Raw genomic sequence first — 15264 nt, forward strand, 5'->3', positions numbered from 1 at the left:
GGGGATCCCAGGTGACGGTCATCGACGCCTCCCTCGGTTGATCGCCACGCCGACCGCGCCGGCCAGCAGCGCCGCCGCGCCGGCGGCCACCGCAGCCAGCACCCGGTGCTGACGGCGGACGCGCCGCACCACCTCGGCGTACGGGGTGGTCGAGAAGGACACCAGCTCGTACCGGGAAACGTACCGGCCCGGCAGCGCCCGTTCCAGCGCGTGTTCGACCTTCCGGCCGGCCTGGAACAGCGGGGAGGCCACCTTGTCCCGCATCTCCACGAAGTTGGCCAGCGCCATCCGCGCGATGGCCTCGGCGTTGGCCTGTCGCCGCTGCTGGAACAGCGGCAGCGCCGCGGACCAGTCGTCGGCGCACTCGTCCAGGCAGCGGTCCAGCTCGACGACGTCCTCGAAGGCGCAGTTGGCGCCCTGGCCGTAGAACGGGACGATGGCGTGCGCCGCGTCGCCGAGCAGGCCGACCCGCCCGTCCGCCTGCCACGGCGTGCAGCGCACGGTGCCGAGCACGCCCACCGGGTTGTGCTGGTAGTCGTCGACGAGGTTCGGGGCGAGCGGCGGCAGGTCGGGGTAGTGCTCGGCGAAGTGCCGCTCGATCGCCGCGGGGCTGCCCAGCGAGGCGAAGCTGGCGGTGCCGTGGGTGGGCCAGAAGAGCGTGCAGGTGAACGAGCGGTCCGGGTTCGGCAGGGCGATCATCATCGAGGTGCCGCGCGGCCAGATGTGCAGGGCGTCCGGGTCGAGGGCGAAGTCCCCGCCCAGCGGCGGGATCGTCAGCTCCTTGTAGCCGTAGTCGAGGAAGTCCAGGCTCTCGGTCAGCAGCCCGTACGCCAGCAACTGCCCGCGCACCGCCGAGCCGGCGCCGTCGGCGCCGAGCACGACCGACGCGCTGGCCGCGACCTTGCCCGCCGGGGTCTCGAAGGTCATCTCGCCGGTGGCCGGGTCGAGCCCGACCAGCCGGTGGTCGAAGGCGGTCCGCACCCCGGGCAGGGCGGTGGCCGCGTCCAGCAGGGCGTTGTTCAGCGCACCCCGGCTGATCGAGTTGATCGCCCGGTCGCCGGAGGCGCTGTACGACTGGAACTGCGGCTCCCCGACGACCGGGTGGACCATCCGGCCGCGCATGGGCAGCGCGTCGGCGAGCACCTGCCCGTCAAGGCCGATGCGGCGCAGCGCGTCGAGACCCCGCTCGGAGAGCGCCAGGTTGATCGAGCGTCCCCGCTCGACGGTGCCGGTACGCGGGTCGGGCCGCCGCTCGTAGAGCGCCACCGGGTAGCCGCGGCGGGCCAGGAAGCAGGCCAGCAGGCAGCCGGCCAGGCCGGCACCGACCACCGCGATCTCGTCCCGTTCCTCGGTCATGACTTGACCTCCACCGTGGTGGCCAGCGCGTCGGCGACCCGCCAGCAGTCGTGGTACGTGGAGTAGAGCGGCACCGGGGCGAACCGGATGATGTCCGGTTCCCGGGCGTCGGCGATGACGCCGTGCTCGTGCCGCAGCCGCTTGGCCAGCCCGGCGGCGCTGCCCGCGCCGATCCGCACCGAGAGCTGGCAGCCCCGCCGCTCGGGCTCGCGCGGGGTGACCACGGTCAGCGGGCGCTCCGCGGTCACCCCGTCGAGCAGCCCGGCCAGGTAGCCGGTGAGCCGGATGCTGCGCTCGCGCAGCGCCGGCATGCCGACGGAGTCGAACAGCTCCAGCGAGGTCCGCACCGGGCCCATCGCGAAGATCGGCGGGTTGGAGACCTGCCACGCCTCCACCGTGGCCGGCGGGCGGGAGACCGGGGTCATCTCGAACCGGGTCGCCGCGTCGGTGCTCCACCAGCCCTCGAAGCGCGGCAGCCCGGGGTCGCCCAGGTGCCGCTCGTGCACGAACACGCCGGCCAGCGCGCCCGGCCCGGAGTTGAGGTACTTGTAGGAGCACCAGGCGGCGAAGTCGACGTCCCAGTCGTGCAGGGCCAGCGGGACGTTGCCGGCGGCGTGCGCCAGGTCCCAGCCGACGACGGCCCCCGCCGCGCGGCCGGCGGCGGTGATCGCCGGAATGTCCATCAGCTCGCCGGTGAGGTAGTTGACCCCGCCGAGCAGCACCAGCGCCACCCGGTCGCCCTCGGCGGCCAGGTAGTCGGTCACGTCCTCGGTGCGCAGGGTGTCCTCGCCGGCGCGGGGGCGCAACCGGACGACGGTGGCGTCCGGATCCAGGCCGTGGAAGCGGGCCTGGCTGCGCACGGCGTAGCTGTCCGAGGGGAAGGCGCTGTCCTCGATGACGATCCGGGTCCGCGCCCCGGCCGGCCGGTAGAAGCTGACCATCAGCAGGTGCAGGTTCACCGTCAGGGAGTTCATCACCACGACCTCCGCCGGGGCGGCGCCGACCAGTCGCGCGGCGGGCGCCGTCAGCAGCTCGTGGTACGGCAGCCAGGGGCGCTCCGCCTCCAGGTGGCCCTCGACCCCCAGGCGGCTCCACGCGTCCAGGTCGGCGAGCAGCTCCCCACGGGTGGCCCGCGGTTGCAGGCCGAGGGAGTTGCCGGCCAGGTACGCGGCCTCGGGGTAGCGCCCGCCGTCGGCCGCCGGCACGTGGAACAGGTGGCGGTGCCCGGGGTCGGCGGCGTCGCGGCGGCGCGCCTCGGCCTCGCCGGCGGCGAACCCGGAAGAGTCTGGTGCGGGGGTGTTCATGGGGTGTCTCGCTCTCCGGTCACATCGCGGTCCGGGCCGACCACAGCTCGGGGAAGACCACCCGGGCCATGCTGCGCTGCAACCACGCCAGTCCGGCGGAGCCGCCGCTGCCGACCTTGGCGCCCATTGTGCGCTGCACCGCCTTGACGTGGTGCTGTCGCCAGTCGCCGAACTGCTCGGCGACCTCGGTCAGCGCCTCGCCCAGCAGCCGGAGGTGGTTGTCCGGCCCGGCGTGGGCGTAGATCCGCACCCAGGCCGCCTCGACGGCGGCGTGCGGCTCGTGCTCGACGGCGACGTCCCGGTCCAGCAGGTCGGCCGGGAGGTCGTGGCCGTGCCGGGCGAGCAGCGCGAGCACGTCGTCCCAGACGCTCGGCGCGGCCAGGGTGGCCCGCAGCTCGGCGTGCACCTCGGCCTGGCGCCGGAACGGCCGGATCAGCGCCTCGTCCCGGAGCCCGAGCAGGAACTCCAGGTGCCGGTACATCGCCGACTGGAAGCCGGAGCCCTCGCCCAGCAGGTTGCGGAACCGGTTGAAGTCGGCCGGGGTCATCCAGCGCAGCCCCTTCCAGGCGGCGTTCAGCGCCTCCAGGTGCAGGGCGGCACGGCGCAGCGGGGCCAGCGCGTCCCACACCCGGTCGACGCGCAGCAGCCGCTGGGTCTCGCGCAGCTCGTGGCAGGTCAGCCCGAAGTACAGCTCCATGATCTGGCTGACCATCAGGAAGGACATCTCGCCCGGGTCGTCGCTCAGCGGTCGCTGCAGCCGGTGCAGCGTGCTGGCCTGCACGTACGCGTCGTACGGCACCCGCTCGGCGAACTCCAGGGTCGGCTCCCCGCCGTTGCGGGCCGCTCGGGCGGCGCGCTGCCCCGGGGTGACCGGGCGTACCGCCGCCCGGGTGGGCTCCCGCAGGTCCGTCTGCTCCACCGCTCCTCCTCTGCTCGCTGGGTGCGCCGGCCTGGCCGGGCCGGGTGACCGACATGATCTCGCGGTGGAACGGGCAGACGGAATGCCGGATCAACGGCTCTGCCGCCCTCCGACCTGCGGCGCGGAAGGTGCGAGAGCGATTCGGCTTGGAGAATGTAAGGTCGCCTCATGGACGACATGGACTGGGCGCTGCTGCGGGAGCTGCAGGCCGACGCCCGCCTCTCCTTCAGCGAGCTGTCCCGGCGGGTGCACCTGTCGCCGCCGGCCGTGGCCGAGCGGGTGCGCCGGCTGGAGGAGGCCGGGATCATCGCCGGCTACCACGCCCACGTCGACCTGACCCGGGCCGGCCGCACGGTGGTCGCGTTCATCCGGATGTCCTGCTACGGCTCGCGGTGCATCCTGCACGACCCCGAGGTGGCGGGGTGGCCGGAGATCCTGGAGATCCACCGCATCACGGGCGACGCGTGCAGCATGCTGAAGGTGGCGGCCGGGTCGATCGGGGAGTTCGAGGCCGTCATCGACCGGCTCGCCCCGTACGGCCAGCCGTCCAGCACGATGGTCCTGTCCACCCCGCTGGACTGGCACCCCGTCACCCCGCTGCCCTCCTCCCCCCGCCACCGCTGACCGCCTCCTCCCCCCGCCAGCGCTGACCGCGATCCGGGTTTGCCCCGGAGCCAGCGGGAAAGCAGGCGCTGTTGCCCGGGGGAGGATTCCGGTGATCGTCACCGGAAGGGGGGATCATGCCGGTGTTCACAGCGTTCACACGTGCCCTGACCAGCGCCCTGTCCGTGTTGGGCCTGGTCGGGGCGTTCGTCCTGATCACGATCGCGCCCGCACCCGCGCGGGCGGGCGAGAACACCTTCGTCGAGGTGGTGCCCAACAGCGCCCAGGCCGGCACCCGGGTCAGGATCCGGGCCAGTTGCGACAACGCCAACAACCGCCAGGCCACCGTACGCTCCGACGCCTTCGGGGGACCGGTGGTGCTGCGGCCCGACAACGGCTTCCTGACCGCCCAGGCCACGATCCCGGGCAACAAGCAGCCCGGGGACTTCCCGGTCGACCTGCGCTGCGACAACGGCAACACCGCGACGACCACGCTCACGGTGCTGAACATGGAGCAGCCCACGAAGGGGCCGGCGACCGGGGGCGGCGGCACCGCCGGCGGCACGGGCACCGGCTCGGTGCTGCTGGTGGGCGGCCTCGCCGCGGTGGCCCTGGCGGTGGGCTTCGGATTCTTCGGCAACCGTCGTCGGACCGGGACCGGTTCCTGACCCGCCGCCGCCATGGCCCGCTCCCAGAGGCGTACCAGGCGATCCGATCCGGGCCGGGTCAGACGATCCGATCCGGGCCGGGTCCGGGCGACCACCCGGCGGGCGCTGCGGGCGTCCCGCCGGGCCGCGGCCGCCACCGCCCGGCGGCTGCGGCGGGTGGCCGGGGAGACGGTGTCGGCCAGCGTCGCCACCACCGACCCGGCGGTCGGGCCGCTGCCCGCCCGACCCCGGCACCGCTGGGTCGCCGCCGGCCGCCGGCTGGCGCCCGGCCGGAACCCCGGGCTCCCGGTCCTGGTGATCGGGACGCTGATGGTGCTGATCATCGCGATGCTCGCCGTGGAGCGGGTCGCCGGCGTGAGCGTGCTGCCGGACCGGTTCATCGCGGGGCTGCGGCCACCGCCGAAGAAGTTCCCGGTGCTGCCCGCCAGCCCTCCCGTCGACCTCACCATCGCGCCGATCGACGTCCGGGCGCCCGTACACAACGTCGGCATCGCCCCGGACGGCAGCATCGGCGTGCCGGACGCCGCCCGCGCCCAGGAGGCCGGCTGGTACGACCAGGGCCCGACCCCCGGGCAGTACGGCCCGGCCGTCATCGTCGGGCACGTCGACACCTCGACCGGGCCGGCGGTCTTCCACAAGCTGCGGGACCTGCGGGAGGGCGACCCCATCGAGGTCACCCGCGCCGACCGCTCGGTGGCGGTCTTCGAGGTGGACACGGTCGAGCGCTTCGGCAAGGAGCGGCTGCCCGTCGACGAGGTCTTCGGCGACTTCAGCCGCCCCCGGCTACGCCTGATCACCTGCGGCGGGCGTTGGGTCGGCGGGGAGACCGGCTACGCCGACAACGTGGTGGTCTTCGCGTCCCTCGTGCGATCCCGCACCGCCTGACCGGGGTGGCCTCGCGGGTCAGGCGGCCTCGGGCTCACGCAGGTCGAGCCAGTCGGCCCAGCGGGGGTCGGGCACCCGGTGGCCGAGGACCCGCCAGGCGGTGCCCTTCGGGGCGGCCGGCAGCGCGTGCAGCCGCCAGCCCAGCTCGGCCGGGGTCTTGTCGCCTTTGGTGTGGTTGCACCGGGCGCAGGCCGCGACGACGTTCTCCCAGGCGTGCCGGCCGCCCCGGCTGCGCGGGAAGACGTGGTCGATGGTCTCGGCGGGGCCCCGGCAGTAGGCGCAGCGCCAGCCGTCCCGGGCGAAGATCGCCCGCCGGGAGAGCCCGACGTGGGTGTGGTAGGGCACCCGCACGAAGCGGGTGAGCCGGACGACCGACGGCACCGGCAGCGCGTTGCGGGCGCTGTGCAGGACGCCGTCGCCGTCGGCGACGCAGACCGCCTTGGCGGAGAGCACGAGGATGGCGGCACGACGCACGGACACGACACACAGCGGCTCGTAGGTGGCGTTGAGGACCAGCGCACCGGAGCCCACCGTGGGTCGTATGTCAGGCATCGCGATCACCCTCCCGGTTCAGCGGCCCCGCACTCACCACCGCCGACCGGGAAACGGGCACAGCGACCCACCGCGGCCGACGCCGGCCGGATCACCGACGTCCGTGCGCCCATCGTCCCTGATCGGCCCCCGGATTGCACGTACTAATCCGGGGGTCCCTCCGGAAGCGTTTCCCCCGTCTGTCACGATGACCGGTTCGCCCTCGTACGGGCCGCCGCGACCCGGCAGCGCGCGGGGCCCGGGTCACGGCCCGGAGGGTCGGCGGGAGTACGAGGCCCCCGGTGCGGTACGAAGACAGCGTGACCGCCAGCCTCCTGCCGCTCGCCCTGCCCGCCGTCGAGGCGCCGACGCCGGACCCGTCGCCGACCTGCCTGGACGACGCGCTCTGCCGCAGCGTCTTCGACATCACCAACTCGGTGTGGTTCGCCGAGGGCAGCTACTGGATTTTGCTCAAGCCGCTGCGGATCGTCATGATCCTGCTGCTGGCGGTCGCCGCCCGGTGGCTGGTGCACCGGACGATCAGCCGGCTGGTGCGCACCACCACCGACGCGGGCGTGCCCACCATGCTGCGGCCCCTGCGCGAGCGGATCCCCACCGCCGCCGCGGAGCCGGGCGAGTTCGTCCCGGAGCGGCGCCGCCAGCGGGCCGAGGCGATCGGATCGGTGCTGCGCAGCCTCAGCACGGCGTTCATCTTCGGCATCGCGGTGCTGATGGTGCTCAAGGAGTTCAGCTTCGACCTGGCCCCGTTGCTCGCCAGCGCCGGCATCGCGGGCGTGGCGCTCGGCTTCGGCGCGCAGAGCCTGGTCAAGGACCTGCTCGCCGGCCTGTTCATGCTGATCGAGGACCAGTACGGCGTCGGCGACACGGTGGACCTCGGCGAGGCGACCGGCGTGGTGGAGTCGGTCGGGTTGCGGGTCACCACCGTCCGCGACGGTCGGGGCGTGCTCTGGTACATCCGCAACGGCGAGATCGTCCGGGTGGGCAACAAGAGCCAGGGCTGGGCCCTGGTCGTGGTGGACCTGCCGATCGGCTTCGCCGGCACCGAGCAGGCCACGGCGGTGCTGCGGACCGCGGCCGCCTCGGTGGCGGTGGACCCGGAGCTGGCGCCGGAGATCGTCGAGGCGCCCGAGGTGCTGGGCGTCGAGCAGATGACGGTCGAGGGCGCGGTGATCCGTACGGTGGTCAAGACGACCGCCGACGGGCAGTTCGCGGTCGGCCGGGAGCTGCGGCGCCGGCTGGCCGAGGCGCTGGAGAACTCCGGCATCACCGCGAAGATCGCGGCCGCCCGGCTCTATCCCGGCGTGCCGATCGCCGCCCCCGGCGAGACCGGGCAGGGCGGCGCGACCTGAGCGGCCGGGAAGGCCATCGGCGGGGGTCGCGGTCCGGGCGGCCCCTCGGGTATCGTCCGTTCGTTCAGTCGGAGATGCGACGATCAATCCGTTCGCCCTAGCCAGTTGTCAGACGATCGGGCAGAATCCGGTGCACGCGCTCCCCCAGAGCGTGATCACGTCCTCGCTGATCCGTGAATCTGACGACGGTTCCCGGGCCCGTCCATCACGAGTGGACCGCCCCGGGAACGATGGAGGCGACGGTGCCCGACGAGCGACCATCCCCGGAAGGGCCGGCAACCTTCCGTGAGGTGTTCGTCGATCGCGAATACCGCGCCGTCTTCGCGGCGAGCGCTCTCTCCTGGATCGGCGACTACATCGCCAAGGCCGCGGTCACCCTGCTGGTCTACGAGGCGACCCGGTCGGTCGCGCTCTCCGCGGCCGCGTTCGCGGTGAGCTACCTGCCCTGGCTGGTCGGCGGCCCCCTGCTCGCGACGCTCGCGGAGCGGCACCGCTACCGGCAGGTCATGGTGGTCTGCGACCTCGTCCGGATGGTGCTGATGGTCGGCATCGCCATCCCCGGCATTCCCGTCCCGCTGATCCTGGCCCTGCTCTTCGCCACCACCCTGGCCAACCCACCCAGCCAGGCCGCCAAGTCCGCGCTGATCCCCCTGATCCTCACCGGGGACCGGCTGGTGCTGGGGCTGTCGATCAACAGCAGCGTGGGCCAGGCCGCCCAGGTCGTCGGCTACCTCGCCGGCGCCGCCATCGCCGCCTTCAACCCCACGGTCGCGCTCCTGATCAACGCGGCGACGTTCGCCCTGTCGGCCGCACTGGTCCGCTTCGGGGTGGCGGACCGCCCGCCGGCGATGACCGCCGCGCACCGCAGCCACCTGTTGCGGGAGACCGCGGAGGGCTTCCAGATCGTGTTCGGCACCCCGGTGCTGCGGGCCATCGCCGTCCTCGTCTTCGCCGCCATGCTCTTCTCCGTGGTGCCGGAGGGCCTGGCCGCCGCCTGGGCCAGCGAGCACGCCGGTCGCCTGGACCCCGGCACCGCCCAGGCGATCATCATGGCGGCCAGCCCCGTCGGCTTCATCGTCGGCGGCCTCGTGGTCGGCCGGGCGTTCGGGCCGGACCGGCGGCTGACCATGATGCGGCCGTTGGCGGTGCTCTCTCCGCTGGCCCTGGTGCCCGCCCTGTTCGACCCACCGGCGCTGGTGGTGGCGCTGCTCGCCGCGGCCTCCGGGTTCGCGGTCGCCGGCATGCTCCCCGTGGCCAACGGCCTCTTCGTCCGGGCCCTGCCGGCCGGCTTCCGGGCGCGCGCCTTCGGGGTGATGGCCACCGGCCTCCAGGTGATCCAGGGCCTGGCCGTCCTGATCACCGGGCTGCTGTCCGAGCGCTACCCGATCCCGATCGTGGTCGGGGTGTGGAGCGCGGTCGGCGTCCTGCTGATGGCGCTCGTCGCCCTGCGCTGGCCGAGCCGGCCGGCCGTCGACGCGGCCGTCGCGGGGGCCGAGGCGGCGGGCAGGGCGACAGCGGGCACGGCGGTCCCGCTGGTCGGCGGTGCCGGTACGGAGACGGGGCCGTCGGGGGACGGCCGGCGCGGCCCGTCGGAGCAGCTCGACGGCGATCCGGTGGGCGGCCGGCCGGGCGAGCCGGGCTACCAGCGGCACGCGGTGAGCTGACGCACAGCCGCCACCCCCCGACGCCGCGGATGGCACCTGGCAGGATGGAACGGTGAATCCCGCAGGTGAGTCCGACCGTCCCGGCGCGTCGATGACCCTCTTCGAGGCGGTGGGCGGCGAGCCCACCTTCCGCAAGCTGGTGGACGAGTTCTACGCCGGGGTCGCCACCGACCCACTGCTGCGTCCCATGTATCCCGAGGAGGACCTGGGCCCCGCCGCGGACCGACTGGCCCTGTTCCTCATGCAGTACTGGGGCGGCCCGCACACGTACTCCGCCCAGCGCGGGCACCCCCGGCTGCGGATGCGCCACGCGCCGTTCCGGATCGGCGCCGCCGAGCGGGACGCGTGGCTGCTGCACATGCGCCGCGCCGTCGACCGGCTCGACCTGCCGCCGGAGATCGCCACCGCGCTCTGGGACTACCTTGAGCGGGCCGCGTACTTCATGGTCAACATGATGGAGGACCCGGCCGGGCCCGCCTGACCGCGCGCCGGGCACGGGGGTCGGTTCGGGGCAGGCCGCGTCGGCACCGGACGGCCTCGGCTCGACGCACGGCCGCCTCGGCTCGGTGCACGACCGCCTCCGCTCGCAGCACGGCCGCCTCCGCTCGGTGCAGGACGACCTCGGCTCAGAGCAGGGCGCCCTCGTCGTGCAGCCAGTCGACGAAGCTGGTGGCCACCGCCGCGCCACAGTCGAGCATCTCGACCAGGAGCGCGTCGTGCGCCCCGGCGCCGAACGGCACCTGCAGCTCGGCGTAGATCGGCAGCTGCCCGCGCTCCGTCGGGTCGCCGATGTATGCCTTGCAGAAGCGGCGGGTGTGGTTCCACTCGTTGACCACCCGGTAGGCCCGATCGGCCCAGTCGGGCGGCACCGTCGCGTGTGGACGGGCCCGCATCACCAGGATCTCGTCCTCGGGGCCCTCCAGGGTGACCAGCACCGCGTGCCGCTCCCACATGGCCAGCAGGTTCCCGTCGCCGTCGGCCAGGTAGCGCACGTCGAGCAGGTCGAGCGCGTCGCAGACACGACGCAGGGTGACCGGCTCGACGGTGGCCGGCATGTCCGCCATCACGGGTCGCTCGGCCACCGGGCAGTCGTCTCCCGGCTGACGGGGGGCCGGTGGTCCGACCCGGACGGTGCCCTCCACTGTGATCCCGCTCCGACTGTCCGGATCGCCGCCACCGTTGGCGGGACCGGGGCGCCATGACCACCACGGCATCGTTCGCGCACCTCACTCCCCAGCGGATCCAGCCGCCTACGGTGCGTTGGATCCGAGGATGGACGGTACCCGGACAGCCGGGTTGAAGCACCCCCCCAACGACAGCCCCAGGACAGAAGAATGACCGCGGGTCATCCGAACGGATGACCTCAGAGGGGCCGCACGGCAAGATCCGTAGCCTTCTGCGACCAGATCGCTCCGTAAGGTCCCACGAGTCCGACCCAACGGCCGACCGTACGCACCTGGACGTCGCCCGCGCCGGTCGCCTCCCCGGCGGTGCCCAGGAAGCCCATCCGGACCAACCCCTGGACCATCCGCTGGGTCACCTCGACCGGCTCGCCGGGCGGGTCGTCGGGGGTGACCACCACCGGCACGTGGTCGAGCAGCGCGTCGCGCAGCGCCCGCTGGCCGACCGCCCGGCCGGCCACGCCGTGCGCGGCGGCGTCGCGCAGGGTGCCCGCCGCCGCCGCGGCGATCCGCCGCAACTCCCCCGCCGGCAGCGTCTCCACCCGCCGGCTGGCCGGGGGCGGCAGCGGCCAGCGCCACCGCTCGTCCCGACGCCGGGGCAGCGCCCCGCCGCCGGCCGCCAGCTCGGCGAGCAGCTCGCCGGCCCCGACGGTGACGTCGCCGGGGCCGTCGCCGGCCACGGTGCGGACGACCAGCACCCCCCACGGCAGGCGCCCCCAGAGGGCCGTACGCCCCGCCACGCCGGTCGGCCGCAGCCGCACCGGCGCGTCCCGGTCCAGCCGCACCAGGCGGGCGAGGAAGGCCCCCGCGTCGGCCGCGTCCACGATCCCGTGCCCGCCGCCGGCCGCGCCCGCCGGAGTGGGGGCCGGCCCCCCGGCCCCCGTCACGCCGGCCCGAGCCGCGGCGCGTACGAGAGCAGGAACTCGCGCTCCTCCGGGCTGACCCGCCGGGGCGTCTGCCGGGTCAGGTCGAACGGCACCAGCACGGAGCGGGCCCGACTGGCCAGCACGTCGCCGTCGTACAGCTCGTAGGCGACCGTGAAGGACGCGGCCCGGATCTCCTCCACCCACAGCTCGATGCGCACCGTCGGAGCCGCCTCGGCGGTGGCCCGGCCGAGGGCGTAGTCGACCGGGCGCAGGTAGTCGACCTCGTGCCGACGGATCACGACCCCGTCGGCGAGCGAGCCCACGCCCCACGCCCGGCCGCCGGCGAACATCAACGCCACCCGCGCCTCCTCGTAGAGGGTGAGGAAGCGCGAGTTGTTGACGTGGCCGTACGCGTCCAGGTCCGACCACCGCAGGGTGCAGTGGTAAACGAATCGGTCACTCATGTTCGGCAGCGGTCCGCCGCGTCAGTCACGGGTCAGCTTGCGGTAGGTCACCCGGTGCGGGCGGGCCGCCTCGGCGCCGAGCCGGTCGACCTTGTTCTTCTCGTACGCCTCGAAGTTGCCCTCGAACCAGAACCACTTGGCCGGGTTCTCGTCGTCGCCCTCCCAGGCCAGGATGTGCGTGGCGACCCGGTCGAGGAACATCCGGTCGTGGGAGATGACCACGGCGCAGCCGGGGAACTCCAGCAGCGCGTTCTCCAGGCTGCCGAGCGTCTCGACGTCGAGATCGTTGGTCGGCTCGTCGAGCAGGATCACGTTGCCGCCGATCTTCAGCGTCAGCGCCAGGTTGAGCCGGTTGCGCTCGCCGCCGGAGAGCACCTTGGTCGGCTTCTGCTGGTCCGGCCCCTTGAAGCCGAACGCCGCGATGTACGCCCGGGACGGCATCTCGACCTTGCCGACCAGCAGGTGGTCCAGCCCGTCGGAGACCGTCTCCCAGACCGTCTTGTCCCCCGCCAGGCCGGCCCGGCTCTGGTCGACGTACGACAGCGAGACGGTGTCGCCGACCTTCACCGAGCCGGAGGTCGGCTCCTCCAGCCCGACGATGGTCTTGAACAGGGTGGTCTTGCCGACGCCGTTCGGGCCGATCACGCCGACGATGCCGTTGCGCGGCAGCGAGAACGACAGGTCGTCGATCAGCACCCGGTCGCCGAACGCCTTGACCAGGCCGTTGACCTCGATCACCGTGCTGCCCAGGCGCGGGCCCGGCGGAATCTGGATCTCCTCGAAGTCCAGCTTGCGGGTCTGCTCCGCCGCGGTGGCCATCTCCTCGTACCGCTCGAGCCGGGCCTTGGACTTGGTCTGCCGAGCCTTGGCGTTGGAGCGGACCCACTCCAGCTCCTCGTCGAGGCGCTTCTTCATCTTGGCGTCGCGGCGCCCCTCGACGGCCATCCGGGCGGCCTTCTTCTCCAGGTAGGTGGAGTAGTTGCCCTGGTAGCCGATGGCCCGACCGCGGTCCAGCTCCAGGATCCAGCCGGCCACGTTGTCGAGGAAGTACCGGTCGTGGGTGATCGCGATGACCGTGCCGGCGTACTTCGCCAGGTGCTGCTCCAGCCACTGCACGCTCTCCGCGTCCAGGTGGTTGGTGGGCTCGTCGAGCAGCAGCAGGTCGGGCGCCTCCAGCAGCAGCTTGCAGAGCGCGACCCGCCGGCGCTCGCCACCGGAGAGCTTGGTGACGTCGACGTCCGGCGGCGGGCAGCGCAGCGCGTCCATGGCCAGCTCGAGCTTGGAGTCGATGTCCCACGCGTCGGCGTTGTCCAGCTCCTCCTGGAGCCGGCCCATCTCCTCCATCAGCTCGTCGGAGTAGTCGGTCGCCATCTGCTCGGCGATGGCGTTGAACCGCTCCAGCTTCGCCTTGGTCTCCGCGACCGCCTCCTCGACGTTGCCGAGGACGGTCTTGGCGTCGTTGAGCGGCGGCTCCTGGGCCAGCATGCCCACGGTGTAGCCGGGCATGAGCCGGGCCTCGCCGTTGCTCGGCCGGTCCCACCCCGCCATGATCTTGAGGAGGCTGGACTTACCGGCGCCGTTCGGACCGACCACACCGATCTTGGCCCCCGGGAGGAAGCTCAGCGTCACGTTGTCGAGCACGACCTTGTCGCCGTGCGCCTTGCGCGCCTTTTCCAGGACGTAGATGTACTGGGCCACGGTGCGGGCTACCTCCGTAGGTTGCGACTGGGGGCCGGCGGGCGCGGGCTGCGACTTCCGTCCGCCGCCGCCGGCCGCTGGCCGGCCGCACGCACGCCGTCGTCAATCCTGACAGGTACGCGCCCCCGCGCCCACATCACCCCGCCCCGCCGGCCGGGCGCGCCGCGTCGCCGCCGCAGGCGACCGGCACTGTCGACAAGATCACGTACGGGGTTGCGCCGACGTGGACCGGGTAGGTGACTCCGGCACGGGGCCCCAGACGCCGCAGCTAGGCTCAGTACGCTCATTCGCGGTTGACCCGTCAGCACCCGGAGGTGGCCGAACGTGACCGTCCGCAGCTCCTTTGTCGTAGTGGCGAACCGGCTACCGGTCGACGAGGTGAGCACACCCGAGGGACGGCAGTGGCGCCGCAGCCCCGGGGGGTTGGTGACCGCGCTGCACCCCGTCCTCGCCGAACACCAGGGCACCTGGGTCGGCTGGGCCGGCGGCACCGGCGCCGCCCCCGAGCCCTTCGACCTGGAGGGCATCCGGCTGCACCCGGTGCCGTTGAGCGCGGAGGAGCTGGAGCGCTACTACGAGGGCCAGTCCAACGCGACGATCTGGCCGCTCTACCACGACGCGGTGGAGACGCCGGCCTACAAGCGCCGCTGGCGCGAGGCGTACCGCCTGGTCAACGCCCGCTTCGCGGAGGCCGCGGCGGAGGTCGCGGCCGAGGGGGCGACGGTCTGGGTCCAGGACTACCAGCTCCAGCTCGTCCCGGCGATGCTCCGCGAGCTGCGGCCCGACCTGCGGATCGGCTTCTTCCTGCACATCCCGTTCCCGCCGATCGAGCTGTTCATGCAGATGCCGTTCCGCACCGAGATCCTGCGCGGCCTGCTCGGCGCGGACCTGGTCGGGTTCCAGCAGCGGCTCGCCGCGCAGAACTTCGTCCGGCTGGCCCGGCACCTGCTCGGGCTGCGCTACGAGGGCCAGATGATCCAGGTCGACGGCCGCCAGGTGAAGGCCGGCGCGTTCCCCATCTCGATCGACACCAAGGAGATGGAGCGGCTGGCCGCCGACCCGGCGATCCAGGCCCGCGCGAAGGAGATCCGCGAGGAGTTGGGCAACCCGAAGACGATCATCCTGGGCGTCGACCGGCTCGACTACACCAAGGGCATCGAGTTGCGGCTCAAGGCGTTCCGCGAGTTGCTCGCTGACGGAAAGTTGACAGTCCCGGACGCGGTTATGGTGCAGGTGGCCACGCCCAGCCGCGAGCGGGTCGAGCACTACCAGGCGCTTCGCGTCAAGGTGGAGCGGGAAGTTGGTCGGATTAATGGCGAATTCGGCAGGGTCGGCGTGCCGGCGGTGCATTATCTGCATCAGTCGTACAGTCGCACTGAACTGGCCGCGATGTACGCCGCTGCCGACGTGATGATGGTGACCCCGCTCCGGGACGGAATGAATCTGGTGGCCAAGGAGTACGTCGCATCACGCGCCGACCAGGGCGGTGCGCTCGTGCTCAGTGAGTTCGCCGGCGCGGCCACCGAGCTGCGTCAGGCGTTCCTGTGCAACCCGCACGACCCCGACGCGGTCAAGGACGCCCTGCTGCGGGCCGTGCATGTCGAGAAGCCGGAGGCCCGCCGCAGAATGCGGACTATGCAACGCCATCTACGCGCCCACGACGTGGGGCACTGGGCCAAGTCCTTCCTCACCGAGCTCGGTGTGCCCGAGGCGGAGGAAGCGTGAACGCCGCCAGCGACATCGTCACGCCCGCGG

Annotated in this window: 15 protein-coding genes; 7 read left to right on the forward strand and 8 right to left on the reverse strand. The window is 73.1% G+C overall.

Annotated elements, in window-relative coordinates; all coding sequences use genetic code 11:
• Positions 1-18 precede the first annotated feature (18 nt).
• From ACZ6O2_RS17045 to ACZ6O2_RS17055, 3 genes are read right to left on the reverse strand one after another with little or no spacing between them, the layout of a single operon-like run.
• A complete protein-coding gene (locus ACZ6O2_RS17045; RefSeq protein ID WP_350708482.1) occupies positions 19-1356 on the reverse strand; it encodes an FAD-dependent oxidoreductase in 1338 nt (445 codons plus the stop codon).
• Positions 1353-2660, reverse strand: a complete 1308-nt coding sequence (gene kynU, locus ACZ6O2_RS17050) for a kynureninase (RefSeq protein WP_466023483.1) — start codon at positions 2658-2660, stop codon at positions 1353-1355. The genes ACZ6O2_RS17045 and kynU overlap by 4 nt, the downstream gene beginning before the upstream one ends.
• A gap of 19 nt (positions 2661-2679) precedes the next feature.
• Positions 2680-3579 carry a tryptophan 2,3-dioxygenase gene (locus ACZ6O2_RS17055; protein ID WP_350708485.1) on the reverse strand — a complete coding sequence of 300 codons (900 nt, stop codon included), beginning with the start codon at positions 3577-3579 and terminating at the stop codon, positions 2680-2682.
• 168 nt (positions 3580-3747) lie between these two features.
• Here ACZ6O2_RS17055 and ACZ6O2_RS17060 point away from each other — a divergent pair, with 168 nt between their 5' ends.
• The 3 genes from ACZ6O2_RS17060 (at position 3748) to ACZ6O2_RS17070 (ending at position 5735) form a co-directional block, all read left to right on the forward strand.
• Entirely contained in the window at positions 3748-4203 is a 456-nt protein-coding gene (locus tag ACZ6O2_RS17060) for an Lrp/AsnC family transcriptional regulator (protein ID WP_466023484.1), read from the forward strand.
• A gap of 164 nt (positions 4204-4367) precedes the next feature.
• A complete protein-coding gene (locus ACZ6O2_RS17065; protein ID WP_466023546.1) occupies positions 4368-4850 on the forward strand; it encodes a hypothetical protein in 483 nt (160 codons plus the stop codon).
• A 12-nt stretch (positions 4851-4862) separates the two neighbouring features.
• Positions 4863-5735, forward strand: coding sequence for a class F sortase (locus tag ACZ6O2_RS17070; RefSeq protein ID WP_466023485.1), 873 nt, complete (start codon positions 4863-4865; stop codon positions 5733-5735).
• An 18-nt stretch (positions 5736-5753) separates the two neighbouring features.
• Here ACZ6O2_RS17070 and ACZ6O2_RS17075 read toward each other — a convergent pair whose 3' ends face one another.
• A complete protein-coding gene (locus ACZ6O2_RS17075) occupies positions 5754-6287 on the reverse strand; it encodes an HNH endonuclease (protein WP_466023486.1) in 534 nt (177 codons plus the stop codon).
• 299 nt (positions 6288-6586) lie between these two features.
• Here ACZ6O2_RS17075 and ACZ6O2_RS17080 point away from each other — a divergent pair, with 299 nt between their 5' ends.
• The 3 genes from ACZ6O2_RS17080 (at position 6587) to ACZ6O2_RS17090 (ending at position 9781) form a co-directional block, all read left to right on the forward strand.
• Positions 6587-7636: a mechanosensitive ion channel family protein gene (locus ACZ6O2_RS17080; protein WP_350708517.1), complete on the forward strand. Its 1050-nt coding sequence runs from the start codon at positions 6587-6589 to the stop codon at positions 7634-7636.
• A 230-nt stretch (positions 7637-7866) separates the two neighbouring features.
• Positions 7867-9300, forward strand: a complete 1434-nt coding sequence (locus ACZ6O2_RS17085; RefSeq protein WP_466023547.1) for an MFS transporter — start codon at positions 7867-7869, stop codon at positions 9298-9300.
• A gap of 91 nt (positions 9301-9391) precedes the next feature.
• Positions 9392-9781: a globin gene (locus ACZ6O2_RS17090; protein ID WP_350708727.1), complete on the forward strand. Its 390-nt coding sequence runs from the start codon at positions 9392-9394 to the stop codon at positions 9779-9781.
• 145 nt (positions 9782-9926) lie between these two features.
• On the opposite strand, the gene ACZ6O2_RS17095 is transcribed toward ACZ6O2_RS17090, so the two are convergent.
• From ACZ6O2_RS17095 to ettA, 4 genes are all read right to left on the reverse strand, one after another.
• Complete coding sequence (locus ACZ6O2_RS17095) at positions 9927-10514, reverse strand: type III secretion system chaperone family protein (protein ID WP_466023487.1); 588 nt, start codon at positions 10512-10514, stop codon at positions 9927-9929.
• A 149-nt stretch (positions 10515-10663) separates the two neighbouring features.
• Entirely contained in the window at positions 10664-11368 is a 705-nt protein-coding gene (locus tag ACZ6O2_RS17100) for a DUF8185 domain-containing protein (protein WP_466023488.1), read from the reverse strand.
• Complete coding sequence (locus tag ACZ6O2_RS17105; protein ID WP_350708522.1) at positions 11365-11811, reverse strand: acyl-CoA thioesterase; 447 nt, start codon at positions 11809-11811, stop codon at positions 11365-11367. The genes ACZ6O2_RS17100 and ACZ6O2_RS17105 overlap by 4 nt, the downstream gene beginning before the upstream one ends.
• A gap of 21 nt (positions 11812-11832) precedes the next feature.
• Positions 11833-13509: an energy-dependent translational throttle protein EttA gene (gene ettA / locus ACZ6O2_RS17110; protein ID WP_350708524.1), complete on the reverse strand. Its 1677-nt coding sequence runs from the start codon at positions 13507-13509 to the stop codon at positions 11833-11835.
• A gap of 324 nt (positions 13510-13833) precedes the next feature.
• Between ettA and ACZ6O2_RS17115 the strand changes: the two genes are divergently transcribed.
• A complete protein-coding gene (locus ACZ6O2_RS17115; protein WP_350708526.1) occupies positions 13834-15234 on the forward strand; it encodes an alpha,alpha-trehalose-phosphate synthase (UDP-forming) in 1401 nt (466 codons plus the stop codon).
• The last annotated feature ends 30 nt before the right edge of the window (positions 15235-15264 follow it).

It is taken from the genome of Micromonospora sp. NPDC048040, from assembly GCF_055587185.1.